This is a genomic window from Bacillus sp. B19-2 (assembly GCF_022832475.1).
Classification (GTDB): domain Bacteria; phylum Bacillota; class Bacilli; order Bacillales; family Bacillaceae; genus Bacillus; species Bacillus paralicheniformis.
The window spans coordinates 439,989-462,860 of the sequence record NZ_JALHKQ010000001.1; the positions used below are offsets into that span (position 1 = coordinate 439,989).

The window sequence follows — 22,872 nt, forward strand, 5'->3', positions numbered from 1 at the left end:
CCGTCCTCGTTTAAGCTTTTTTTCTTTTATACTCGCCGATCAGCCGTTCGTTTTGCCGGAAAATCCGTTCGGTATGGGGGCTGACTTCGTATTTCGCGATATTGGTTTTGGATTGCTTTTTAAACATTTTAAAGGCGAGGCGCTTTTTTACGCTTTCCTGGTCTTGCTGAAAAGCAGGCTCCATCAGTTGTCACCTTCCTCTTCGTTTGGTAGCAGAAGATCATAGATGCTTGTTAAAGAAGTAAACAGGAGGTAGTCAAATTCTGTGACAAGGTCTTCTGAGGTTAATTTCATAACATAGTCAAAATCGTGGATGGAAAAAGGAATGAGGACCATTTTTCCGTTTTCTTCATAATAAACGTCTTTGCGCTCAAGCTTTTCTTGAACATCGAACCGGTTTTCCATATGCTCAAGCAAATGATCCTTGCTTTCTTCTGAATTATATTCGCAAAGTGCAGCGGATATATTCATTTTTTCGGCAAACCGTTTGATGAGCTTTTCGATCCCTTCTGCATACGCTTCTATATTTCCATAATAGATGTGGATCGGTTCGTTTTTCAATAGGTATTGAAACGTTTTCAGCCTGTTTTGATACGTGTGGAGGAGGTCGTTGTTTTCTTCGAGAAGCATTCTTGTGTCTGTCGCGAGTTCGGAGCTGCCGAGCTTTTTAAAGTAGGCGTTTAAGAAAATAAAAGCGTCTGTCAGCGTGAAAAAAACGGCAACGATCAGGTAATGAAGCGGGTTCGTGAAAATCGACTGCGGATTGTGCGTCCAATAAATCACGGCGCCGATAACATAAAGCAGGTACCACGTTTTTCGGATCGCGACCGTTTTTTCGGTGAGCTTTTTTTCAAAACGCCACACGGCAGCCACATACAGAGCCAGCGCCAAAACAATGAGCCAAACAAGGAATTGATAAAATAGCAGCATAACTGGTTTCCCTCTTCCCGAGAAATAGTGCAGTTCCTATTCTATTGTTATGCCGGCTTTCTTTTAAACATGAAAACTCCCGTCCTGGATTCGGACGGGAGTGTGCTGATTAAAAGAATAAATCAAGTATGAAATAGGCAAATGCACCGATGGTTGCCGAAATAGGAAGGGTAATGACCCATGTGATCAACATCCGCTTTGCGGTGCCCCAGTTTACGCCTTTCACCCGGTGGGAAGCACCTACACCTAAAATGGATGAAGAAATGACGTGTGTCGTGCTGACAGGCAAATGGACGATCGTCGCACCAAAGATGATAAGGGCTCCCGTCAAATCTGCAGAGACACCGTTGACGGGACGGATCTTCATGATTTTTCCGCCGACGGTTTTGATGATTTTCCAGCCGCCGACAGATGTTCCGAGACCCATAGCCGTGGCGCATGCAAACTGCACCCAGAACGGGATGTCAGTTGTACTGTGCAAGTTACCCGCAATTAAAGCCATCGTAATGATACCCATCGCTTTCTGTGCATCGTTCGTGCCGTGCGTATAGGACTGAATGGCAGCTGTCGCGATTTGAACGCGCCGGAACCGCTTATTCGTTTTTGCCAGATTGCTGTTTTTAAAAATGACTTTGACGATGCTGTAGATCAAATATCCTAAAACAAACGCCAAAATGGGCGATAATATAAGTGCTTCAATAATTTTAATAAATCCGTGGTATTTAATCGCAGCGAATCCTTCCGATGCGATGACAGCTCCGGCAATCGCTCCGATGATTGCGTGGGATGAGCTGCTGGGAATTCCGAAATACCAGGTCACCAGGTTCCATGTAATGCCGGCGATAAGAGCTGCAAGGATCACGATCGATCCGTTTTCAAGCTTGAAAGGATCGGCGATGTCGCTCGTAATGGTTTTCGCTACGCCTGTGAACGTCATGGCGCCGGCGAAGTTCATGACAGCCGCCATTATGATGGCGTGCCTTGGTTTTAAAGCTTTTGTCGATACCGAGGTGGCGATCGCATTTGCCGTATCATGAAACCCGTTGATAAAGTCAAATGCCAAAGCAAAGATGACAATCAATATGGTTAATACAAATAAAAGATCCATTATAATCCCTCGTTACGCATTTTTCATTATGATGGTTTCTAAATTGTTTGCTACACTTTGGCATGAATCTGCGATTTCTTCAAGCGTCTCATAGATTTCCCTGTACTGGATCACTTTAATCGGATCGGTCTCTTTCCCGAAAAGATTCTTCAGCGATTTGCGGTGCAGGTTATCGCAGTTATGTTCGTATTCTTTAATTTTAATGGCGTGCGGCTGAATTTCATTCAGGCGATTTTCCGCCAGCAATTCAATCGTCAACAGAATTTCTTTTGCGCATTCTCTGATATAGCCGCTGAATTTATCAATATGCTCATCTGAAGATGTGATCGAGAAGATTTCCATCATGGCTGAAAAGTGCTCGATGCCGTCGAGTACATCATCGAGGCTGTTTGTAAGCTGAAGGATGTCTTCGCGTTCGATCGGCGTGATAAATGCTTTGTTCAGCTCCTTAATCATCGTATGTACATAATTATCTCCTTTTGTCTCATACTCTTTTAAGGTATCCGCGAATTCTTTAAGGGTTGTCTGATTCGTCACTTTATAGTTAACAAAATACTCAGCTGTTTCGTCTAAATTTTTTGCAATTTCCGTCAAAAGCACGGAAAACTTGTCTTTTTTTCTTTTCAACATTTGTAACCCTCCATTGTTTAAATGAGACAATGCACACATCAAAATATTATATAACTTTTTGTCGAAAAAAAACAGGTGCAGTCGAAAAAAACCATTTAATTTTTAGATATTCACATCTTTTAGATGGGCGCAAGCACCAGCAGTCATCCGGGATTTTATGATGATAATAGGCGTTTTCTCCTTTTGAGTCATCGTGCCAAAAGAACGAATGACAGGATTTTTTTGTGGAATTTGGGATTTTAGGTTCAAAAAAATAGAAAATTGCGAGTTTTCCTTATTTTCAGTTCGCTTTCCTGTTATAGTAGTAATAAACTGGAAAGGAAGGTGAACTGATGAGACGGTTAGCTTTCTTAGTTGTTGCGATTTGCTTGGCGGTTGGTTGCTTTTTCAGTCCGGTGTCAAAAGCAGAAGGGGGCATGAGCGGCGGAGATGGTGATAAAGTCGCCGTCGGGAAAGACGGTATGGTGGCTACGGCCCATCCCCTTGCATCAAAAATCGGAGCCGAGGTTTTGAAAAAGGGCGGGAATGCCATTGATGCAGCAATTGCGATTCAGTATGCACTGAATGTAACAGAGCCGATGATGTCGGGAATCGGCGGCGGCGGATTCATGATGGTCTACGACGGCGAGACGAAGGAAACGTCGATCGTCAACAGCAGGGAGCGTGCTCCAGAGGGTGCCAAACCTGACATGTTTTTGGATGAAGACGGAAAGGTGATTCCTTTTTCAGAAAGGTCGAGACACGGAAATGCGGTCGGTGTCCCGGGAACGCTGAAAGGGCTTGAAGCAGCGCATAAAAAGTGGGGAACAAAGAAAATGGAAGACTTGATCTCGCCTTCGATTAAGCTTGCAGAAGAAGGGTTCCCGATCGACTCGGTTTTGGCCGATGCCATAAAGGATCATCAGGACAAGCTGAGCAAAACGGCCGCAAAGGATATTTTCCTTCCCGACGGTGAACCTTTGAAAGAAGGCGATATTCTTGTACAAAAGGATTTGGCCAAGACGTTTAAATTGATACGGAAAGACGGGGCAAAAGCCTTTTATGATGGAGAAATCGGCCGGGCGATTGCGGATGTCGTGCAGGATTTCGGGGGTTCGATGACACCTGATGATCTGTCCCGCTATGAGGTCACAACAGATAAGCCGATCTGGGGCGAGTACCACGGCTATGATATCGCAAGCATGCCTCCACCAAGCTCAGGCGGAGTGTTCATGCTGCAGATGCTGAAATTGATTGATGATTTTCATTTATCGCAATACGATCCAAAATCGTTTGAAAAATATCATCTGCTCACGGAAACGATGCACCTCGCCTATGCGGACAGGGCGGCATATGCGGGCGATCCGGAATTTGTCGATGTACCGCTCTCAGGGCTGCTCGATCCCGATTATATTAAGGAGCGGCAGCAGCTGATCAGCCTTGAGTCGATGAACCGCGATGTGACAGCGGGCGATCCGTGGAAATACGAGGCAGGAGAGCCGAATTATGAGATCGTGCCTCAGCCTGAAGATAAGACGATCGGGGAGACGACGCATTTTACCGTCACGGACCAGTGGGGCAATGTTGTCTCTTATACGACTACGATTGAACAGCTTTTTGGAACGGGGATTTTAGTGCCAGGTTACGGACTGTTTTTAAACAATGAACTGACCGATTTTGATGCGGTACCAGGCGGAGCAAATGAAGTCCAGCCGAATAAAAGGCCGCTTTCAAGCATGACGCCGACGATCGTGTTTAAAGACGAAAAACCGGTGCTGACTGTCGGTTCCCCGGGCGGAACGACGATCATTGCTTCCGTTTTCCAGACGATCTTGAATTACTTTGAGTACGGCATGAGCCTTCAGGATGCGATTGAAGAGCCGAGAATTTATACGAACAGCCTGACTTCGTACCGCTATGAATCGGGAATGCCGAAGGATGTCAGACTGAAGCTCAATGACTTCGGCCACAGATTCGGCGCGAATCCGGTTGATATCGGCAATGTCCAAAGCATTTTCATTGACCGGGAGAACAGAACGTTTATGGGGGTTGCCGATTCAAGCAGAAACGGGACGGCCGTCGGCGTCAACATTAAGACATCGGCTAAATAGCGGAAGCAAGGGCTTGGTCTAAGGCTTTTAGATCAAGCCTTCTTCCGTCTGTCAGCGGTGAAAAGAGGATTTTTTTCGAAAGAAGAGAAATATATTTTTTGTAAGCGTTTACTAAGTTGCGAAGGAGGGAGACCATGATTCACACGTTGGCAAATGGATTTTACCGCTTTTGCGAGTGGGTGATGCGGCTCGCCTATTTGAATCTGCTGTGGGTCGGCTTCACGCTGGCGGGAGCGGTCATCTTCGGGTTAGCGCCGGCGACTGCCGCGATGTTCGCTGTGACAAGCCAGTGGGCGCTTGGAAAGACGGATATCCCGGTGTTTCAGACGTTTTTTCAGGCGTTTAAAAAGAAATGGGCCAAAGCAAGCGTTCTCGGTTTGATATTGGGTCTGGTCGGTATATTGCTGATGGTTGATTTTCAAATTGCCGCCGTCTATTTTCACGATCAGCCGGTTGTCTTAAGCCTGTTCATCAGTTTGTTTATCATTTATGTCATCATCCTCTTATACGCTTTTCCAATCGATGTCCACTACGATTTAAAACGGATTGCAGTGCTGAAATACAGCTTTATCATCGGCTTTTCCCGTCCGCTCACCTCGTTTTTCATGCTGATCAGCGCGTTTGGCATGATTCTGCTCGCTTTATTTCATGTCACATTTCTTCTGTTTTTCAGCGGCAGCGCTTTAAGCTTCATTTTGACGAAGTTCTCGTTTCAGGCGTTCCGCGCAATCGACGGGCGCCGGACAGATAAGCAGGCTGCCGTCACACGCTTGAAATGAAGGTGTTCGTTCGGTGAACCGCTATCAGCATTTAAAAATTAAAGATCAATTGTTTATCTTGATTTCACTGATCATGGCCGTTTCGCTCATCTTGATCTTGAGCGGCGTTCAATACGCGTTCCGCGTATATGACCAGCAGATTTACAGGAAGTCGTCACAGGTGCTGATGCTATCATCAAAAAGCATTGAAGATGAATTGAAAAAGATTGAGGATGTGTCATATCAACTGACCACTGACGCTGACATCCAAGCGAACCTTCTGAAAGCCGGCCGCGGCCAAAACAAATACGGGCGCTACCGGATCAAAAGCAAAATTTGGGATAAGCTTGCCGAATATACCGGCTCTAAGCGGTACATTAAATCGATTCATTTGTTTGATGCTTCAGGCACCGAGTATTCCGCGGGGGCGAACTTGACCGAAGCATTGCGGGAGCAAAAGAATGCGCTGATCGAAAAAGCGTCGCGCCAAAAAGGCAGCAACACGTGGGAGCCCATGCCGGGTGAAACCGGCGAGCTGTTATCCGTCCGGGAAATCCGCTCCTATGAGCGTTTAAACCTTGACCACCTGGGAACAGTGGTGATTGTCGCCGATTTAAAACGGGTCATTGGCGATCTTCCGAAAGACTGGGGGGAAGGCGCAGGCAAGATTGCGATGTCGGACGGGCAGGAGCTGTTTTTTTCTGAAATGCCTTTCAGCCAAACCGATGGACTCCGGTTATCTTCTCATGCTGAAAACGGATATGACATTGTGGAGGAAAACGGCCAGCGCTTTTTCGTTTCATATGTCAAATCAGCGTATAAGAATTGGACATATTGGAGCCTGATCCCCTTTGACGCTATGTTTTCGAAAATCTCTGCGATGAAGACGATCCTGATTTGCCTTTTTATTCTCTTCTTTTTGATTGCGGTCCTCTTTGGAAGAAAAATGGCCAGGGGCATTACGAGTCCGATTGAGAAGCTGGTTGCGGCTATGAAAAATGTCCAAAACGGCGATTTTAAACTGGCGCCGCTCACTCGCGCTCCTTCAGACCGGCAGGATGAAGTCAGCGTCTTAAACCGCAACTTTTTTACGATGGTTGAACGGATCAATGAACTGATTGCCGAGAACTACGAGAAGCAGCTGATGCTGAAAGAGACGGAATTTAAAGCGCTCCAAGCGCAAATTAACCCCCACTTTTTATACAACACGCTCGAATCGATCAACTGGCTGGCAAAAACGAACCGTCAGCCGCAAATTTCAAAGATGACGGAATCTCTCGGTTTTTTGCTCAGGAATGCCATCAATATGAAAACCGACGTGCTGACGATCGAGGAAGAAGCTGAAATTGTGCTCCACTATTTTACGATTCAGCGTTTTCGCTTTGAGGAGCGGCTCGTTTTTGAGCTCGACATTGAGCCGGCGGTGAAAAAATGCAGCATACCTAAGCTTGTTCTCCAGCCTTTGGCTGAAAATGCGATTACATACTGTCTCGAGCCCTTCATTGAACCATGCCATATTCAAATCAAAGCATATAAAAAAGGCGGGCTTGTCTATTTAACGGTTGCTGACAACGGACCGGGCATGGATGAAGACTTTTTGGAAAAAGCGAGAAAAGAGCTTGTCCGGACAAGAGGCAGAGGAATCGGGCTGCAAAATATCGATGAGCGCATTCAGCTGATGTTTGGCAAAGGGTACGGCTTGACGATTTCAAGCGAAAAGAACAAGGGAACCGAAATGATGATTAAAATACCATTTCAAAGCGGGGTGTGATGATGTATAAAGTGCTGTTGGCGGACGATGAACGGATTATTCTCGACGGCATCTCCAGCATGATCGAGTGGAATTCGTTCGGGACGTCTTTGATCGGAGCCGCGCAAAACGGGATTGACGCCTACCGCCTGATTATGGAAGAGCGGCCGGACATTGTGATCAGCGATATTAAAATGCCCGGGATGGGAGGACTTGAACTGATCGAGAAAGTGTCCCGCGACCACCCGTCAATCCGGTTTATTTTGCTGACGGGTTTCGGCCAGTTTGAATATGCAAAAAAAGCGATGTCATACGGAGTCAGACATTATTTGCTCAAACCCTGCAATGAAAGCCATATTACAGATTCGCTTCAAAGCGTGATCGGCGAGCTGAAAAAAGAGGAATCGGCGCAAAAAGTGAAAACCGATCTGGAGATGATGAAGCCGCATCTTATGAGGCAAATGTTAAAAGAGCTGGTCACCGGCGGCCGCATCGAGGATAAAACGTGCCTGCGCTTCTTTTCAGAGCAAAAGGTCATCAGGCTGATCCTGTTTTCCGTCCGGGACGGAGATGACAAAGACTATGCACAAGGCGTTGAGTCAATTGCGGATGAGGTGCTGAACGGTTCTGTCATCGCTTCAGCCCGCGTTCAACAAGTGCTTGTCTGTGCAGTAGACGGAAAAGTCGCTCCTGCCGTGCTTGAGGAAAAAATGAAAAGCGTCCAAGAACTTTCACGCCATCTATTTCAATTTGAACCTGAAGCATCTCTCAGCGAAAGCGGCAGTATCAGCGAAGCCTCCGCGATGTATGAAAAGGCATATGAACAGATCGTCCAAGATGAAGGAGAGACATCGGTTTTAATCGGGAGGATGCTCGATCTCATCGAAAAGGAAGCCTCGAATCCGAAGCTTTCGCTAAAATGGGCAGCCCGCAATATGCTGTATATGAATCCGGATTATCTCGGCAAGCTGTTTAAACAGGAAACCGGTGAAAGGTTTTCAAGCTATGTCGCAAAGGTGCGCATCGAAAAAGCGATCGCGAAGATGAAGAAGTCTAAAAACACGGCCATCGGCGTGCTGGCAGAGGAGCTGGGGTTTGGCCACAATCCGAAATACTTCAGCCTTGTTTTTAAAAAATACACGGGACTCACCCCGTCTGAATTTCGAAAAAAAGAAGAAAACACGTTTTAATGCCGCCGGGTATATCCGGCGGTTTTTTGCGTATTGACGGAATCTCTGTTTTTTTAACATTCTTCTCTGTTTTTTGAGTTTCTGGGACAAAAAGTTGAATTTAAAATGAAATGTAAGCACTTACAAAATAAGGAGGGGAAATGTTGATGAGAAGATTTGTGTTTATCTCATTTTGCGTGTTGCTGATGCTCGGCCTGTTCGGATGCAGTTCAAACAGTGAAGAGGCGGCCGGAGCGGACGGCAAAAAGAAGGTTACCTTGAGGGTCGCGTGGTGGGGCGGACAGCCTCGGCATGATTATACTTCAAAAATCATCGAGCTTTATGAAAAGGAACATCCGCATGTCAAAGTCGAAGCGGAGTTTGCGAATTGGGACGATTATTGGAAAAAGCTTGCCCCGATGTCTGCGGCAGGTCAGCTGCCAGATGTGATTCAGATGGATATGGCGTATTTATCCCAATACGGCAAGAAAGGCCAGCTTGAAGATCTGACTCCGTACGTCAAGGACGGGACCATTAATACAGAAGCGATTGATGAAAAGACGATCAAAGGCGGCAAAATCGGTGATCAGTTATACGGCTTCCCGCTCGGTGTGAATGTGCTGTCGGTGATTACAAATGACGACATGCTAAAAGAAGCGGGCGTTGAGATTGACGACGACAGCTGGACGTGGACCGATTTTGAAAACCTGGCGTTAGAGATCGAGGAGAAGACGGGGCAATACGGTTCAAACGGCATGAATCCGCCTGATGTCTTTTTCCCTTATTACTTGAGGACGAAGGGCGAGCGCTTTTATAAAGAGGACGGCACAGGCCTTGCTTATTCAGACGACAAGCTGTTTGTCGATTACTTCAAGCGGCAGGTGAAGCTCGTTGATGAAAAAGCATCGCCGACACCTGATGAAAGCGCGCAAGTGAAGGGAATGGAGGACGATTTTATCGTTAAAGGCCGAACGGCTGCAACATGGAATTATTCAAATCAGTTTTCGGCGTTCGCACAGCTGACCGATGCGCCTCTGTCCTTAAAGCTGCCTCCTGAACAGGCGAAAGAAAAGGCGCTGTTTTTAAGGCCGAGCATGCTGTTTTCAATCCCGAAAAGCTCCGAGCAAAAAAAAGAAGCGGCTGCATTCATCGACTTCTTTATTAACAATGAAAAAGCCAATGCCCTGATCAAAGGAGAAAGAGGCGTACCGGTTTCCTCCAAAATAGCGGAAACGGTGAAGAAAGAACTGAGCGAAGAGGAGAAAAAGATTTTCGAATATGTCGAACGGGCTTCCGAGTCCGCGGGAGAAGCGGAACCGCCTGAACCGATCGGCAGCGCCGAAGTTATCAAACTGCTAAAAGATACGTCAGACCAGATTTTGTTTAAAAAGATCACGCCTGAAGAAGGAGCCGTGAAGTTCAGAAAAGAAGCGGACGCGATACTGAAAAGAAATCAACAATGATAAGCGGGGCAAGTGGAGGAAGGCCGCTCATCAAATGCAGGAGGAAGTGAATGTGAAGCAAAAAAAAAGAATTGACAATTTGGCGGGTTACGCCTTTATTTCCCCGTTTATTATCGGATTTTTGTGCTTTACCGTCATTCCGATGGGAGCCTCGCTGTTTCTGTCTTTTACAAGCTACGATCTGTTCACCGCGCCCAAATGGGTCGGCCTTGACAACTATAAGGCGATGCTGACAGATGATGAAAAGTACTGGGGCTCGCTGAAAGTGACGTTTTATTACGTGCTCGCGGGTGTTCCGCTGCGCCTCGCGTTTGCGCTTTTCATCGCGGTGATTTTGAACAGAGCCGAAAAAGGTGTCGGCATTTACCGGACGCTCTTTTATCTCCCGTCCATTATCGGCGGCAGCGTGGCGGTCGCGATTATGTGGCGAAATGTATTTGGCAATGACGGTGTTATCAATGCGCTTTTGTTCTTTCTCGGTTTTGACAAGAAGATTCTTTGGTATCAGGACCCGACAAGCGCATTATGGACCTTAATTCTTTTGTCGGTGTGGCAGTTCGGCTCTTCCATGCTGATCTTTCTTGCCGGATTGAAAAATATCCCGCCGATGTATCAGGAAGCGGCAAGCGTCGACGGTGCTAACAGATTTCAGCGGTTTTTTCTCATTACGCTCCCGCTTCTCAGCCCGATCATCTTTTTTAACCTGGTGATGCAGACCATTTCAGCCTTCATGACCTTTACGCCGGCCTACATTATTTCAAAAGGGGAAGGCGGTCCGCTTGACGGGACGCTTCTGTATTCCCTCTATTTGTTCCAGCGGGCCTTCAACTTTTTCCAAATGGGCTACGCATCGGCGATGGCATGGGTGATGCTCATCCTGATCGGCCTTGTCACATTCATATTGTTCAAAACTTCATCCTTATGGGTGCATTACGAATCGAAGGAGGGGTAGCCGGTGGAGCCGGTAAAAGACATTTCGGGGCGGGCGGCGCCTGCCCCGCTTCCCGCAGGAAAGGGAAAGAAAAGAGCCGGGCATCTCGTGTTTCATATCGCGACGGCAGGTCTGGCGATCATCCTTTTGTATCCCGTTATCTGGCTGATCGCAAGCTCGTTTAAAGAAAGTGCGAGCATATTCGCCACATCCCATTCGCTCATCCCGGACCCTTTGATCCTGTCCAATTACACGGAGGGCTGGAAAGGGATCGCCGGACAGCCGTTCATCACATTTATTAAAAATTCGCTTATCATCGTCGGCCTCTCGACGGTCGGCGCGGTTTTGTCCTCAGCGTTCATCGCTTACGGATTCGCGCGGATTCCGTTTAAAGGGAAGGCATTTTGGTTCAGCTGCATGATGGTGACGATGATGCTGCCGCACGAGGTGCTGATGATTCCGCAATACATCATTTTTGCAAAGCTGGATTGGCTGAATTCATTCAAGCCGATCGTTGTTCCTCAATTTTTCGGGCACGCGTTTTTTATCTTTCTGATGATTCAGTTCATCAGGACGATCCCGGTAGAACTCGATGAAGCGGCGAAAATTGACGGCTGCAGCCGTCTCGGCATCTTTTTCAGAATTATTTTGCCATTGATCGCGCCGGCCCTCGCGACGTCCGCCATCTTCTCGTTTTACTGGAAGTGGGAGGAGCTGATCAATCCGCTTCTTTACTTGAACAAGCCGGAGCTTTACCCGGTTTCTCTGGCACTAAAGCTGTTTTTAGATACGGAAACGGCGTCTAACTGGGGGGCGATGTTTGCGATGTCAGTCGTCTCACTCGTCCCGGTGATCCTCGTGTTTTTCGTTTTTCAAAAATCAATCGTCCAAGGAATCAGCATGAGCGGATTAAAATAACAAAGGGGAGAAAAGTGCATGACAAAGCTTGTTTTTGATGAAGAAAAGCTGAATGAAGTGATCGACAGAATCGTTAAGCGGACATTTGAGATGGATTTCGAATGGGATTGGCCGGGCGGCGTCGCGTTTTACGGTGTCGCCGAGGCGTATGAAGCAACCGAAAATGACGAATACCTCGAACTTTTGAAAAACTGGACGGATGAAAAACTTGAAGACGGCTTGCCTAAGCTGTCGATCAACGGGGTATCCATCGGCCATACCCTTCTGTCGCTCTACCAAGCGACAGGAGATGAGCGTTATCTCGACACCGCCCGGCAAATGGCGGACTATGTGCTCCGCGAAGCGCCCCGGTTCGCAGACGGGATTTTGCAGCACACCGTCAACTCAGAGAAACATGTATTCCCTGAACAGGCATGGGTCGATACGATGATGATGGCGGGATTGTTCCTTCTCCGAATCGGAAAACTTGTCGGCAGCGAGGAATATTTTGAAGACGGGCTCCGCCAGTATCACGGCCATGAAGAATTTTTGCAGGACATGGAGACCAATCTTTATTATCACGGATGGGACCATGTGGCCAAAAACAATCTGTCAGGCATATTTTGGGGAAGGGGAAACGGATGGGCAGCATTGACAATGGCAAAAGCGCTCCCTTTGATCGAAGTTACGCATCCTTCATATATGATCATTGACGGTTCACTCCGAGACTTGTTGAGCGCGCTTGTCAGGCTTCAGCATCCTTCTGGTTTATGGCACACCGTACTGACAGACCCTGATTCATATCTTGAAGTGTCGGGATCTGCGGGGATTGCTTCCGGCCTGCTGTCCAGAGGCTCGCTATACCACAAATCTGTTCAGAAGGCGCTCTCAGCCATAACAGATGCGGTCGCGCCTGACGGAAGGGTGGAACGCGTTTCAGCGGGTACAGCGGTGATGCGGGATGCGCAGGGCTACAAAGACGTTCCGTATAAACGGATTCAAGGCTGGGGACAGGGGCTTGCCCTGACGTTTTTGGCCGACGTCGTCCGCTCCAAGTCGCGCGCGTTCCAATAGAAATTGAAAAAGAAACATTCTTTTCATTGCAGTGGGGGGAGAGGGATGAAAAAGCTGCATCAAAGATATGTTTCACGGCGAAAAGGGAGTTTTTTTAAAAAAAGCTTTGTGCTGATCCTGCTGACTGCGTGTATTCCCGGTTTATTGACGGGTGCAGGAATCTATTTGTTTTCCGCTGCAAAAATTGAAAAAGAGCTCCAACAAATGCACGAGAACCAGGTGAAACGCCAAATCAGCCAAATCGATGACAAGCTGGAAGGGCTTGAGATCATGCTCTCCCAGCTTGCATATGATCCGCGCCTGATCAACGGTCTGGCCGATGCCGATCTGCAAACGGATTTTCAAACGACGTACAGGCTCTCAAAATCGCTGTTTGTGCTTCAGGATCAAAATCCGCTCATTCACAAGGTTGAACTGTTCATTCAAGGGAAGGAGCCGATTCTCTTAAACCCGGAATACAGCGGAATGACAGACCGGAACATCTTAAAGGCCTATCATTCGCTGCTTGAAGGCGGTCAAAACGTTTATTGGAAAGACATGAGCGGCGCGCCATACGGAATGGCGCTTGTCCACAAAATTCCGGGAGGCATCTCAGAGCCGTTCGGCGCGCTGATTTTGACGCTTGACGAAAAAGAAATGGGGCATTTGCTGGAAAGCCTTTCACCGTATTCAAAGGGAACAGCGCTTCTTTTTCAGCATGATCAAAAGCTTGTTTTTTTCGGGAGCAAACGCGGCAAAGCTGGTTTTGAAAGCGTTTTAAAAGAAAGGCTTGAGAAACAAAAAAATCAACAGGGCTCCTTTGTGATGGATTGGGACGGAGGGGTGTATTCCGTTTCATACGGACGAATGGACAGGTTGAACCAGGAATGGACCTATGTCTCGGCTTCACCGATGTCGGCGATTACAGCTCCGGTGTTGTTTTTATCGAAGCTCGTCGCGTCGGTCAGCATCGCCGGGATCGTTCTTGCTTTCATTCTGTCATGGTATGCGTCACACAAAATTTATTCACCTGTTGCGAGGCTGATCAAGCTCTGCTCAGGAGAGGGAAAGGCCGCCCATTTTCCGGATGAATTTCATTGGCTCGAGAAGCGCTGGGAAGACCTAAATGAGGAAAGCGGTAGACTGAAAAAGGAAATGCCCCAGGCTGCAAACGTTTTTTTTCAGCGCCTTCTCGGCGGATACTTTGCAGATGAATCAGAGAGGACTTTGAGAGATCGTCTGAAAAGGTGGGGCTGGGAAGCGAAAGACAATGTGTTTACTATCATCGATATCCAGCTGACGGGACTCTACGAAGGGAACGGAGCTTTTACAAAAAAGGATGAAAGTCTGGCGGGCTTTTTGCTGGGCAACATTACGCGCGAACTGGGTGGCAGGACATTCAAACATATTTATATGACCGATGTCCGTTCGTTATCGCTCGCTGTGCTGCTGATGAGCGGCAATAAAACAGCCTTCAAGGAAGAAACCGCCCAATTTGTGCGTAAGCTGACGGATGTGATCTGCGGCATATCAAGACTCCACGTCACAGTGACGGTATCAAAAACCGCTGACATGTTAAAAGACATTCCCGGCATGTATAAAGAGGTGAAAGAAGGCAGGCATTACAGACAGTTCGAAAACGCCAGCCAGGTGATCGATTTAAGCCGGCGGGAAGACATGCCTCCCGCTGAATCATACTATCCGTTCACTCTTGAAAAAGAGGTCGTCAGGGCGTTGCGGCTTGAAGAAAGGGGTGAAGTCGAAAGGCGGATCAGGCTGTTCATCCGGGAGCTGTCCGATAAAGGAAAGACGGAAATCCGCATCCAGCCGGGCATGATGCAGCTGTTCGCAAAGATCCAGGAAGAGATCTTTCATTCCGGCCTTCACCCTTATGAATTGTTCAGCCGCAAAAATCTGCTGCAGGAGCTTTCAGAGCTGAGGGAGCCGGAAAGGGCCGTCGGCTGGATGATGGAGCGTGTCGTAAGCCCGTATCTTAAAGAAATGGAAGGCAGGAAAAACAGACAGCAAAAACGGCTTGTCGAACAGGTGCTTGAGATGATTCATCAGCATTATATGAACGATATATCGCTTGAAAGCTGCGCTGATCAAGCCGGGACAAATTCGTATACGCTGAGCAAAGCTTTCAAACAAGTAACCGGCATCAATTTTATCGACTATGTTACCCGTCTCAGAATCGAAAAAGCGAAAGAGCTCCTTCTTGAAACGAATAAAAAAATCCATGACGTTTCTGAAGAGGTCGGCTACAGACACAGCTATTTCAACCGGATTTTCAAGAAGCAGGTCGGCATTCCGCCGAGCCGCTACAGGCAGATCCATCAGGAATCTTCGTGAAAGGGAGAGTGTTATGAAACGAACAGACAAAAAGCCAAAAGTGACAGTATATTTGGCCGGGGATTCGACCGTCGCAGACTGTCCCCCGCATGAAGCGCCGATGGCCGGCTGGGGACAGATGCTTCCGCTGTTTTTCTCAGATGAGGCTGCGGTCGTGAATATGGCAAAAGGCGGGGCCAGTTCGAACAGCTTCATTGATGAAGGCCGGCTCGATGACATGACGGATCGGCTTGCGCCTGACGATTATGTGTTGATCCAGTTCGGCCACAACGATCAAAAGCCGTACGGAACAGACCCGTATACAACCTATCAAGAGCATCTTGTCCGCTATGTGGAAGCGGTTCGTGAAAAACAGGCGACTCCGGTTTTGATCACTTCCGCAGAGCGCAGACGTTTTGATCAAAACGGAAAGCCCGCCGACACACTCGGGGATTTTCCGAAAGCGATGAAGGCGCTCGCTGGCAGCTTCGAAGTGCCGCTGATCGATTTATGGTCCAAAACAAAAGCGCTCTATGAATCTCTCGGAATCGAAGGCTCAAAGCGGCTGTTCGTCCACTTTCAGCCGCATGAACACCCTCATTATCCAAATGGAATCGAAGACAATACCCATTTTTCCGAGGCGGGGGCCCGTCAAGTCGCCAGGCTGGTAACAGAAGGAATCAGAGAGCTCGGTCTGCCTCTAGCGGCTTATCTTCATTGTGAAAGGAGAGATTTCCGTGCCGGCGTGTCATGCAAGAGAAGGAAGCCTGATGTATCAAAACCCTTTATCATCTCCTGAAGATCTCCGCGGCTGGGTGATGGAAGGGAAAGGAATCGTTCGTTTTCCGCACGACCGCCTGCATATGGAGAATGAACTCGACGCTGAGCAATATGGGGACGATGCCCATTTTGTTTACTGGTGTCCTCAGACATTCCCTGATGGAATCGTTGTGAAGTGGGATTTCTATCCCGTGCGGGAGCCCGGCTTATGCATGATATTTTTTGCAGCAACCGGCATGAAAGGGGAAGATTTATTCGACGGACGGCTGGCGAAGAGAACAGGGAATTATCCGCAATATCATTCAGGGGACATCAACACATTGCACCTGTCGTATTTCAGACATAAGCATGCTGATGAAAGAGCATTCAGAACATGCAACCTCAGGAAAAGCCGCGGTTTTCACCTCGTCTGTGAGGGAGCCGACCCGCTTCCGCCCGCTAGTGACGCTTTGCCTCCCTACCGGATGAAGCTCATAAAAGACGGGGCACGCGTTCATTTTTCAATCAACGGGCTGCCCATTTTGAAATGGGAGGATGACGGCAGGCGTTTCGGCCCGGTTTACGGCGGAGGAAAAATCGGCTTCAGGCAAATGGCTCCGCTGAAAGCAGCCTACGCCAATTTTGAAGTGCGCAGGCTGCTGCGCGACTGAAAGGGGGATCGGACATGCGGGAAAAAGGCGTGATGGCGATGATGTACGGCGCTTGTGAAGCGATCATGAAAATCGCCTGGCTGAACGCGCTCTGGGTTCTATTCACGCTGGGAGGAGGCATTGTTTTCGGCTGGGCTCCGAGCACGGCCGCGATGTTCACGGTCGTGCGCAAGTGGCTGCTCGGCCGGACAGACGCACCGGTATTCAAAACATTTTATCAAACGTATAAAAAAGAGTTTTTCAAAACAAACGGAATTGGCCTCATCCTCCTCGCCGCCGGCACAATTTTATTTGTAAACTATCAATTTTTCCGCGTCCGTGAGGATTTATTTTCAATCATCATCAGCTATGCCACACTGATGGCCGGGCTCATGTATGTCGTCGTTTTCGTGTATATTTTTCCGCTTTACGTTCACGTTCAGCTGCCGTTTGCCCGCTATTTTTCACAGGCTGCACTGATCGGTCTCGTTCGTCCTTTGACGACGGCCGGAATGGCTGCTGCTGGGGGCTTTGTCGCTTATGTGCTGTTGACGGTTCCGGGACTGATCCCATTTTATGGTGTCAGTTTGTTTGCTCTTGTATCAATGTTCATCGCACATCGCTGTTTTTTGCGTCTGGAAGGCTAGCTGAACCGTGCAAAAATGAGAAAAGTGAGCAAAAAAGTATCAATTGAAAAGGCTGAACCGCTTAAAATCGGACTTGAACACATCTTTTCCTTTCGGCAAAAAAGTGCAATTGAATAAAAATGGAAGCCGTAATAGAATCCCTTTAAGTAAGCGCTTGCAAAAAAGCGAAGGGAGAAGATGATGAAAAAAGGAAAGAAAAGGTGGAAGAAACGGTTGGCCGCGTCATCTCTTTTATTGATTACGCTTGTGACCGGCTTCTCGGAACAAGCGGAAGCAGACGGGCGGACGGCTGCGCAGGCAAGGCAAATGGAATCGCTGAACCGGGGGCTTGTCGCTGTTAAAACGGGGAACGGTGTTTTTGTGAGCTGGCGGCTGCTCGGAACCGAGCCCGCTTCTGTTTCATTTAATGTGTATCGAAACGGAAAGAAGCTGAACGGTTCCCCGATTACATCGAGTACAAACTATCAAGATGGGGGTGGGGATTCGAGTGCCGTTTACCAGGTGCGCGCTGTTTTGAACGGTGTGGAGCAGGCTCCTTCTGAAACCGCCGGAGTTTGGAATAAACCATACAAATCTGTTCCGCTGCAAAAACCGGCCGGAGGAAAAACGCCTGATGGGGTCTCATACACATACAGCGCCAATGATGCGAGTGTCGGCGACCTTGATGGAGACGGCGAATATGAAATCATTCTCAAGTGGGATCCTTCCAATTCAAAAGATAATTCACATGACGGATACACGGGAGATGTGCTGATTGACGCATACAAGCTTGACGGAACCATGATGTGGAGAATCAACCTTGGTAAAAACATTCGCGCCGGCGCCCATTATACGCAGTTTCTCGTCTATGACTTTGACGGCGACGGAAAAGCGGAAATCGCCATGAAGACGGCCGACGGAACGAAAGACGGCAAGGGAAAGGTGATCGGAAATGCAAACGCCGATTATCGCAATGCCCAAGGCCGAATTTTGTCAGGGCCTGAGTATTTGACGGTTTTTAAAGGCGATACAGGCGCTGAGCTTACAACGGTCAACTACGAACCTGCCCGGGGAAATGTAGCCGATTGGGGAGACAGCTACGGCAACAGGGTTGACCGCTTTCTGGCCGGTGTCGCATACCTTGACGGGGAGCGGCCGAGTTTTGTCATGGCACGCGGGTATTACACGAGAACAGTACTTGTCGCTTACAACTTCAGAGGCGGAAAGCTGACCAAGCTGTGGACGTTCGATTCGGACGCCCCCGGAAATGGCGCCTATGCCGGTCAAGGCAACCACAGTTTGAGCGTCGCTGATGTTGACGGAGATGGAAAGGACGAAATCATATACGGAGCGATGGCTGTCGATCATGACGGTAAAGGTCTTTATTCAACCGGATGGGGACATGGGGATGCCATGCATACAGGAAACCTGGACCCGTCAAGACCGGGACTGGAAGTCTTTCAAGTGCATGAAAACAGCACTTCTCCTTATGGATTGTCTTTCCGGGACGCGAAAACGGGAAAGATCATCTGGGGAGTTCACGCAGGCAAGGATGTCGGACGCGGGATGGCTGCTGATATCGATCCGCGCTACGAAGGAGCGGAAGTTTGGGCGAACGGCGGTCTTTATACGGCAAAAGGCGTAAAAATCGGGAGCGCATTGCCCTCATCAACGAACTTCGGCATTTGGTGGGACGGTGATCTCCAAAGAGAGCTTCTGGACAGCAACAGAATTGATAAATGGGATTATCGAAATTCGCGAACCGTTAACTTGCTGACAGCATCCGGAGCTTCGGCAAATAACGGAACAAAAGCGACGCCGTCACTGCAGGCTGACATTCTCGGAGACTGGCGCGAAGAAGTGGTCTGGCGAGCAGATGACAGCAGCGAACTGCGCATCTACACGACGACAGATGTGACGGAACACCGCTTGTATACGCTGATGCATGATGCCGTCTATCGCCTCGGAATCGCCTGGCAGAATGTCGGCTACAACCAGCCGCCGCACACCGGCTTTTATTTAGGCGAAGGCATGCAGACACCTGAGAAGCCGAACATTTATACACGCTGATGAAAAGGGGAGCTGCATAATGAAGCGATATGTTCGCTGCGTATGGCTCATCCTCCTCCTTTTCTTCTTCATCACGGGAATGGGAGGACCTGTGCAGCCGAAAGCCGCTCTCGCACATCACAATCAGGATCTTTTTCTGTTCGATTTTGGAAAAGGTCCCGCTGAAAAGGATTATGTGAAAGTGAACGAGGCCTCCGCGTATCAAAATGGTGCAGGCTACGGATTTTCACGGGCAGGGAGCGCTGTGTGCAAAAAGACGCAAAAAAAAGAAGCGCTCAAGAAAGACTATTGTGTCGTGAACCGGACGGCTTTTCTGGCGGATCTCTCTCCAGGCGAATACCGCGTAACCGTATTTGCCTCATCCCGCGGTGAATTGAAGCTTTATGCCGAAGGAGAGGAAATGGGAACGATCCCGGCCGGAGCAAAGGGAAGTTCAGCCGAAAAAGCGTTCACCGTTACGGTGGAAGACGGGCGTCTCGATTTGGAGTGGAAAGGAACTCAGCCAAAAGTGTATGCCGTCGAAATTTCGAAGGTATATCGGTTTGATTTCGGTGACGGGCCTCTTGCTTCAGGCTTTATTCCGGTAGGCGCACAATCGGCTTATACCCCTCTAAAAGGTTACGGATTTGACGACACAGCAAAGGTGACTTGTCCGGACCGCGGCACGGCCGATCCGCTTCGTTCAGACTTTTGCATACCGGATGGGACGGCGTTTACGGTCGATTTGCCTGACGGTCTGTATCATGTCCGGCTGATCACCGGAGATGCCCGGGCAAAAACGAACATGGATGTACGGGCAAACGGCATGCTGCAGCTGTATTCATTTGGAGCGGAAGCGGGCGGATACAACGAAAAAACGTTTCCGATTCAGATTTCCGGCGGCCGCCTTTCCATTCAAGCCTTAGCAGCGAGAACAGCGCCGCACCTCAATGCGCTGGTTTTGACGAAGACGGCTTATCATGTAACAGATGACAAGACAACGGTTTTTCTGGCTGGAGATTCCACGGTCTCCGATTATGAACCAGGTTATGCGCCGATGGCAGGCTGGGGGCAATTTTTAGGCGGTTATTTCTCGGATGAAATCGTCATCGACAACCAGGCGAAACGCGCGAGAAGCGCGAAAAGTTTTGTGGATGAACGGTCGCTGGATACGATTTTGAACCGGATGAAACGGGGCGATTATTTGTTGATTCAGTTCGGCATCAATGACGCAGGGCAAGATCCGGCCCGTCATACAGATCCGTATACGAAATTTCAGGAATACTTGAGAACATACATTAACAAAGCCCGTGAAAAAGGAGGACGGCCTGTGCTCGTCACTTCTCAAAGTAAACGAACCTATGATGAAACGGGCGTTTTTTATAACAGCATCGGAGAATATCCGAACGCAATGAGACAGCTCGGACGGGAAATGAACGTTCCGGTGCTCGATTTAAATCAAAAAAGCATCGATTATTACAACGAGATCGGCGTTGAAGCGACTAAAAACGTATTTATGTTTTTAGAGCCGGGAGAAAGCCTGAATTATCCAGACGGAATCCAGGACAGGGTGCATTTTCACGAGTTCGGTGCAAACCAGTTGGCAAGGCTTGTGACAGAAGAAATCTCCGATTTGAACATATATCCGCTGAAACACTCGCTCAAGAAATAAGGTGTCGGGAGAGCCGGTCTCCGGTTCTCCCGTTCGCCATTCCAAACCGTAAAGGGGGAGAGAGGACGATGGGAGAAAAAGACGTACATGCAGCAGCTGAACGCGTTCGGCCGCTGAAAACGGCGGCAAAACCGAGGCAAATGGAACGCTTAAACCGCGGACTTGTGGCCGTGAAAACAAAAAAAGGGATTTTTCTCAGCTGGCGGCTCTTAGGAACCGATCCGGAAGAAACAGCTTTTAACCTATATCGCAACGGTCACAGAATCAACTCAACATCCATTTCATCATCGACCAACTTTCTTGATAAACACGGAAACGGAGAATCTGTCTATTATGTGACAAAGGTTCTCGGAGATAAGGAAGTCGAGACGTCGCACAAAACAGCTGTCTGGCAGAAGCCGTACTTGGATGTTCCGTTAAACAAGCCTGACGGCGGGACAACTCCTGACGGCGTACAGTATACGTACAGCGCCAATGACGCAAGCATCGGAGATCTTGACGGCGACGGAGAATACGAAATTGTGCTCAAATGGGACCCGTCCAATTCGAAAGATAACGCGCACAACGGCTATACCGGAGAAGTCATCATCGATGCCTATAAGCTTGACGGGACATTCATGTGGAGGATTCATCTCGGGAAAAACATCCGCGCGGGCGCCCATTATACCCAATTGATGGTCTATGATCTTGACGGCGACGGAAAAGCGGAAATCGCCATGAAGACGGCTGACGGAACGGTTGACGGAACCGGACGGGTGATCGGCGATCAGGCTGCCGATTACAGAAATAAAGATGGACGAATTTTGGATGGGCCTGAATATTTGTCGATTTTTCACGGGGAAACGGGAAGGGAATTGGCAACTGTGGATTACGATCCGCCGCGGGGCAGGCTTGAGGACTGGGGAGACGGATACGGCAACCGCATGGACCGGTTTTTGGCAGGCATCGCCTATTTGGACGGTGAAAGGCCGAGCCTTGTTATGGCGCGCGGCTATTACACAAGAACGGTGCTTGCCGCTTACAACTTCCGGGACGGCAAGCTCACTAAGCTATGGACATTTGACAGCGACAAGCCCGGTAACGAAGGCTATGCAGGGCAGGGAAACCATAGTCTGAGCGTCGCTGATGTCGACGATGACGGGAAAGATGAGATCGTCTACGGCGCGATGGTTGTGGATCATGACGGAACAGGGCTTTATACGACAGGGCTTGGACACGGTGACGCCATGCATGTGAGTGATCTTGACCCGGATCGGCCCGGGCTGGAAGTCTTTCAAGTGCATGAGGACCCGCGCCTTCCGTACGGCCTCTCATTTCGCGATGCGGGTACAGGGGAAATCCTCTGGGGAGTGCCGGCCGATACAGATGTTGGTCGGGGAATGGCCGCGCATATCGATCCCCGCTATAAAGGCGCGCTTGTCTGGGCGATCGATCCCCCGGGTAATGAAGGCAAATCATACGGCCTCTATACGAGTAAGGGAGAAAAGCTCAGCGACGCCGCTCCGGCTTCGGCCAATTTTGCGATTTGGTGGGACGGCGATCTTCTCCGCGAGCTGCTTGATCACGATTGGAAAGAACCAGCCGGCATCCCGAAAATTGATAAATGGGACTATCACAGCGGCAGGCTGGTCAATCTGCTCACTGCTGAGGGAACGCTGTCTAACAATTGGACGAAAGGGACGCCTGTGCTTCAGGCCAATCTGTTCGGCGATTGGCGCGAAGATGTCGTGTTCCGCACCGCGCGAAACGATGCTCTGCGAATATACACAACGACCGAGCTGACTGAACATCGTTTCTATACGTTCATGCACGATCCCGTTTACCGCTTGGGGGTAGCCTGGCAAAATGTCGCTTACAATCAGCCGCCTCACCCCGGATTTTATTTAGGAACCGGAATGGACAAGCCGCCCCGGCCGAATATTTATACCGTTCCTTGTAAGAGACATGAAGAATGACAGAGACCGACGGCACCGGCAGGATTATGAAATATACAAAAAAGTATGATT

At 48.9% G+C, this 22,872-nt stretch carries 19 protein-coding genes; 15 read left to right on the forward strand and 4 right to left on the reverse strand.

Annotated features, from left to right (window positions below):
- Window positions 1–10 precede the first annotated feature (10 nt).
- The 4 genes from MST20_RS02360 to MST20_RS02375 all read right to left on the reverse strand — a co-directional run bounded on the left by MST20_RS02360 (window position 11) and on the right by MST20_RS02375 (window position 2,668).
- A complete protein-coding gene (locus tag MST20_RS02360; RefSeq protein WP_043925301.1) occupies window positions 11–184 on the reverse strand; it encodes a type II toxin-antitoxin system SpoIISB family antitoxin in 174 nt (57 codons plus the stop codon).
- Window positions 184–930, reverse strand: a complete 747-nt coding sequence (locus MST20_RS02365; protein WP_243939856.1) for a type II toxin-antitoxin system SpoIISA family toxin — start codon at window positions 928–930, stop codon at window positions 184–186. Before MST20_RS02365 ends, MST20_RS02360 begins: the two co-directional genes overlap by 1 nt.
- 109 nt (window positions 931–1,039) lie before the next feature.
- Window positions 1,040–2,038: an inorganic phosphate transporter gene (locus tag MST20_RS02370; RefSeq protein WP_026586618.1), complete on the reverse strand. Its 999-nt coding sequence runs from the start codon at window positions 2,036–2,038 to the stop codon at window positions 1,040–1,042.
- Window positions 2,039–2,050: 12 nt separating this feature from the next.
- Window positions 2,051–2,668 carry a DUF47 domain-containing protein gene (locus MST20_RS02375; protein WP_165426772.1) on the reverse strand — a complete coding sequence of 206 codons (618 nt, stop codon included), beginning with the start codon at window positions 2,666–2,668 and terminating at the stop codon, window positions 2,051–2,053.
- Between the two features lie 332 nt (window positions 2,669–3,000).
- Here MST20_RS02375 and ggt point away from each other — a divergent pair, with 332 nt between their 5' ends.
- From ggt to MST20_RS02450, 15 genes are all read left to right on the forward strand, one after another.
- On the forward strand, window positions 3,001–4,758 hold the full coding sequence (ggt, locus tag MST20_RS02380; RefSeq protein WP_243939858.1) for a gamma-glutamyltransferase: 1,758 nt from the start codon (window positions 3,001–3,003) through the stop codon (window positions 4,756–4,758).
- A gap of 134 nt (window positions 4,759–4,892) precedes the next feature.
- Complete coding sequence (locus MST20_RS02385) at window positions 4,893–5,537, forward strand: YesL family protein (RefSeq protein ID WP_243939860.1); 645 nt, start codon at window positions 4,893–4,895, stop codon at window positions 5,535–5,537.
- A gap of 13 nt (window positions 5,538–5,550) precedes the next feature.
- On the forward strand, window positions 5,551–7,287 hold the full coding sequence (locus MST20_RS02390) for a sensor histidine kinase (protein WP_347880850.1): 1,737 nt from the start codon (window positions 5,551–5,553) through the stop codon (window positions 7,285–7,287).
- Window positions 7,288–7,289: 2 nt separating this feature from the next.
- Window positions 7,290–8,456, forward strand: coding sequence for a response regulator transcription factor (locus MST20_RS02395; protein ID WP_243939863.1), 1,167 nt, complete (start codon window positions 7,290–7,292; stop codon window positions 8,454–8,456).
- 146 nt (window positions 8,457–8,602) lie between these two features.
- Window positions 8,603–9,898 carry an ABC transporter substrate-binding protein gene (locus MST20_RS02400; protein ID WP_243939865.1) on the forward strand — a complete coding sequence of 432 codons (1,296 nt, stop codon included), beginning with the start codon at window positions 8,603–8,605 and terminating at the stop codon, window positions 9,896–9,898.
- 34 nt (window positions 9,899–9,932) lie between these two features.
- Window positions 9,933–10,850 carry a carbohydrate ABC transporter permease gene (locus tag MST20_RS02405; RefSeq protein ID WP_243939867.1) on the forward strand — a complete coding sequence of 306 codons (918 nt, stop codon included), beginning with the start codon at window positions 9,933–9,935 and terminating at the stop codon, window positions 10,848–10,850.
- Window positions 10,851–10,937: 87 nt separating this feature from the next.
- Window positions 10,938–11,747 carry a carbohydrate ABC transporter permease gene (locus MST20_RS02410; protein ID WP_243941130.1) on the forward strand — a complete coding sequence of 270 codons (810 nt, stop codon included), beginning with the start codon at window positions 10,938–10,940 and terminating at the stop codon, window positions 11,745–11,747.
- Between the two features lie 18 nt (window positions 11,748–11,765).
- Window positions 11,766–12,800, forward strand: a complete 1,035-nt coding sequence (locus MST20_RS02415; RefSeq protein WP_243939869.1) for a glycoside hydrolase family 88/105 protein — start codon at window positions 11,766–11,768, stop codon at window positions 12,798–12,800.
- 45 nt (window positions 12,801–12,845) lie between these two features.
- On the forward strand, window positions 12,846–15,131 hold the full coding sequence (locus MST20_RS02420) for a helix-turn-helix domain-containing protein (RefSeq protein ID WP_243939871.1): 2,286 nt from the start codon (window positions 12,846–12,848) through the stop codon (window positions 15,129–15,131).
- A gap of 13 nt (window positions 15,132–15,144) precedes the next feature.
- Complete coding sequence (locus MST20_RS02425) at window positions 15,145–15,909, forward strand: rhamnogalacturonan acetylesterase (protein ID WP_243939873.1); 765 nt, start codon at window positions 15,145–15,147, stop codon at window positions 15,907–15,909.
- Window positions 15,881–16,540: a YesU family protein gene (locus MST20_RS02430; protein WP_243939875.1), complete on the forward strand. Its 660-nt coding sequence runs from the start codon at window positions 15,881–15,883 to the stop codon at window positions 16,538–16,540. Before MST20_RS02425 ends, MST20_RS02430 begins: the two co-directional genes overlap by 29 nt.
- Window positions 16,541–16,554: 14 nt before the next feature.
- Window positions 16,555–17,166, forward strand: a complete 612-nt coding sequence (locus MST20_RS02435; RefSeq protein WP_243939877.1) for a YesL family protein — start codon at window positions 16,555–16,557, stop codon at window positions 17,164–17,166.
- Window positions 17,167–17,346: 180 nt separating this feature from the next.
- Window positions 17,347–19,215, forward strand: a complete 1,869-nt coding sequence (locus MST20_RS02440; RefSeq protein WP_481747879.1) for a rhamnogalacturonan lyase — start codon at window positions 17,347–17,349, stop codon at window positions 19,213–19,215.
- Between the two features lie 19 nt (window positions 19,216–19,234).
- Window positions 19,235–20,866, forward strand: a complete 1,632-nt coding sequence (locus tag MST20_RS02445) for a rhamnogalacturonan acetylesterase (protein ID WP_243939880.1) — start codon at window positions 19,235–19,237, stop codon at window positions 20,864–20,866.
- Between the two features lie 68 nt (window positions 20,867–20,934).
- Window positions 20,935–22,821: a rhamnogalacturonan lyase gene (locus tag MST20_RS02450; protein ID WP_279599803.1), complete on the forward strand. Its 1,887-nt coding sequence runs from the start codon at window positions 20,935–20,937 to the stop codon at window positions 22,819–22,821.
- Window positions 22,822–22,872 lie beyond the last annotated feature (51 nt).

Bases quoted from the DNA above. Each gene is read 5' to 3' on its own strand.
- MST20_RS02430 (WP_243939875.1), top strand. From the start codon at position 15,881: ATGTATCAAAACCCTTTATCATCTCCTGAAGATCTCCGCGGCTGGGTG.
- MST20_RS02365 (WP_243939856.1), bottom strand. From the start codon at position 930: ATGCTGCTATTTTATCAATTCCTTGTTTGGCTCATTGTTTTGGCGCTG.
- MST20_RS02385 (WP_243939860.1), top strand. From the start codon at position 4,893: ATGATTCACACGTTGGCAAATGGATTTTACCGCTTTTGCGAGTGGGTG.
- MST20_RS02360 (WP_043925301.1), bottom strand. From the start codon at position 184: ATGGAGCCTGCTTTTCAGCAAGACCAGGAAAGCGTAAAAAAGCGCCTC.
- ggt (WP_243939858.1), top strand. From the start codon at position 3,001: ATGAGACGGTTAGCTTTCTTAGTTGTTGCGATTTGCTTGGCGGTTGGT.
- MST20_RS02400 (WP_243939865.1), top strand. From the start codon at position 8,603: ATGAGAAGATTTGTGTTTATCTCATTTTGCGTGTTGCTGATGCTCGGC.
- MST20_RS02440 (WP_481747879.1), top strand. From the start codon at position 17,347: ATGAAAAAAGGAAAGAAAAGGTGGAAGAAACGGTTGGCCGCGTCATCT.
- MST20_RS02405 (WP_243939867.1), top strand. From the start codon at position 9,933: ATGCAGGAGGAAGTGAATGTGAAGCAAAAAAAAAGAATTGACAATTTG.
- MST20_RS02370 (WP_026586618.1), bottom strand. From the start codon at position 2,038: ATGGATCTTTTATTTGTATTAACCATATTGATTGTCATCTTTGCTTTG.
- MST20_RS02445 (WP_243939880.1), top strand. From the start codon at position 19,235: ATGAAGCGATATGTTCGCTGCGTATGGCTCATCCTCCTCCTTTTCTTC.
- MST20_RS02415 (WP_243939869.1), top strand. From the start codon at position 11,766: ATGACAAAGCTTGTTTTTGATGAAGAAAAGCTGAATGAAGTGATCGAC.
- MST20_RS02375 (WP_165426772.1), bottom strand. From the start codon at position 2,668: ATGTTGAAAAGAAAAAAAGACAAGTTTTCCGTGCTTTTGACGGAAATT.
- MST20_RS02425 (WP_243939873.1), top strand. From the start codon at position 15,145: ATGAAACGAACAGACAAAAAGCCAAAAGTGACAGTATATTTGGCCGGG.
- MST20_RS02450 (WP_279599803.1), top strand. From the start codon at position 20,935: ATGGGAGAAAAAGACGTACATGCAGCAGCTGAACGCGTTCGGCCGCTG.
- MST20_RS02420 (WP_243939871.1), top strand. From the start codon at position 12,846: ATGAAAAAGCTGCATCAAAGATATGTTTCACGGCGAAAAGGGAGTTTT.
- MST20_RS02435 (WP_243939877.1), top strand. From the start codon at position 16,555: ATGCGGGAAAAAGGCGTGATGGCGATGATGTACGGCGCTTGTGAAGCG.
- MST20_RS02395 (WP_243939863.1), top strand. From the start codon at position 7,290: ATGTATAAAGTGCTGTTGGCGGACGATGAACGGATTATTCTCGACGGC.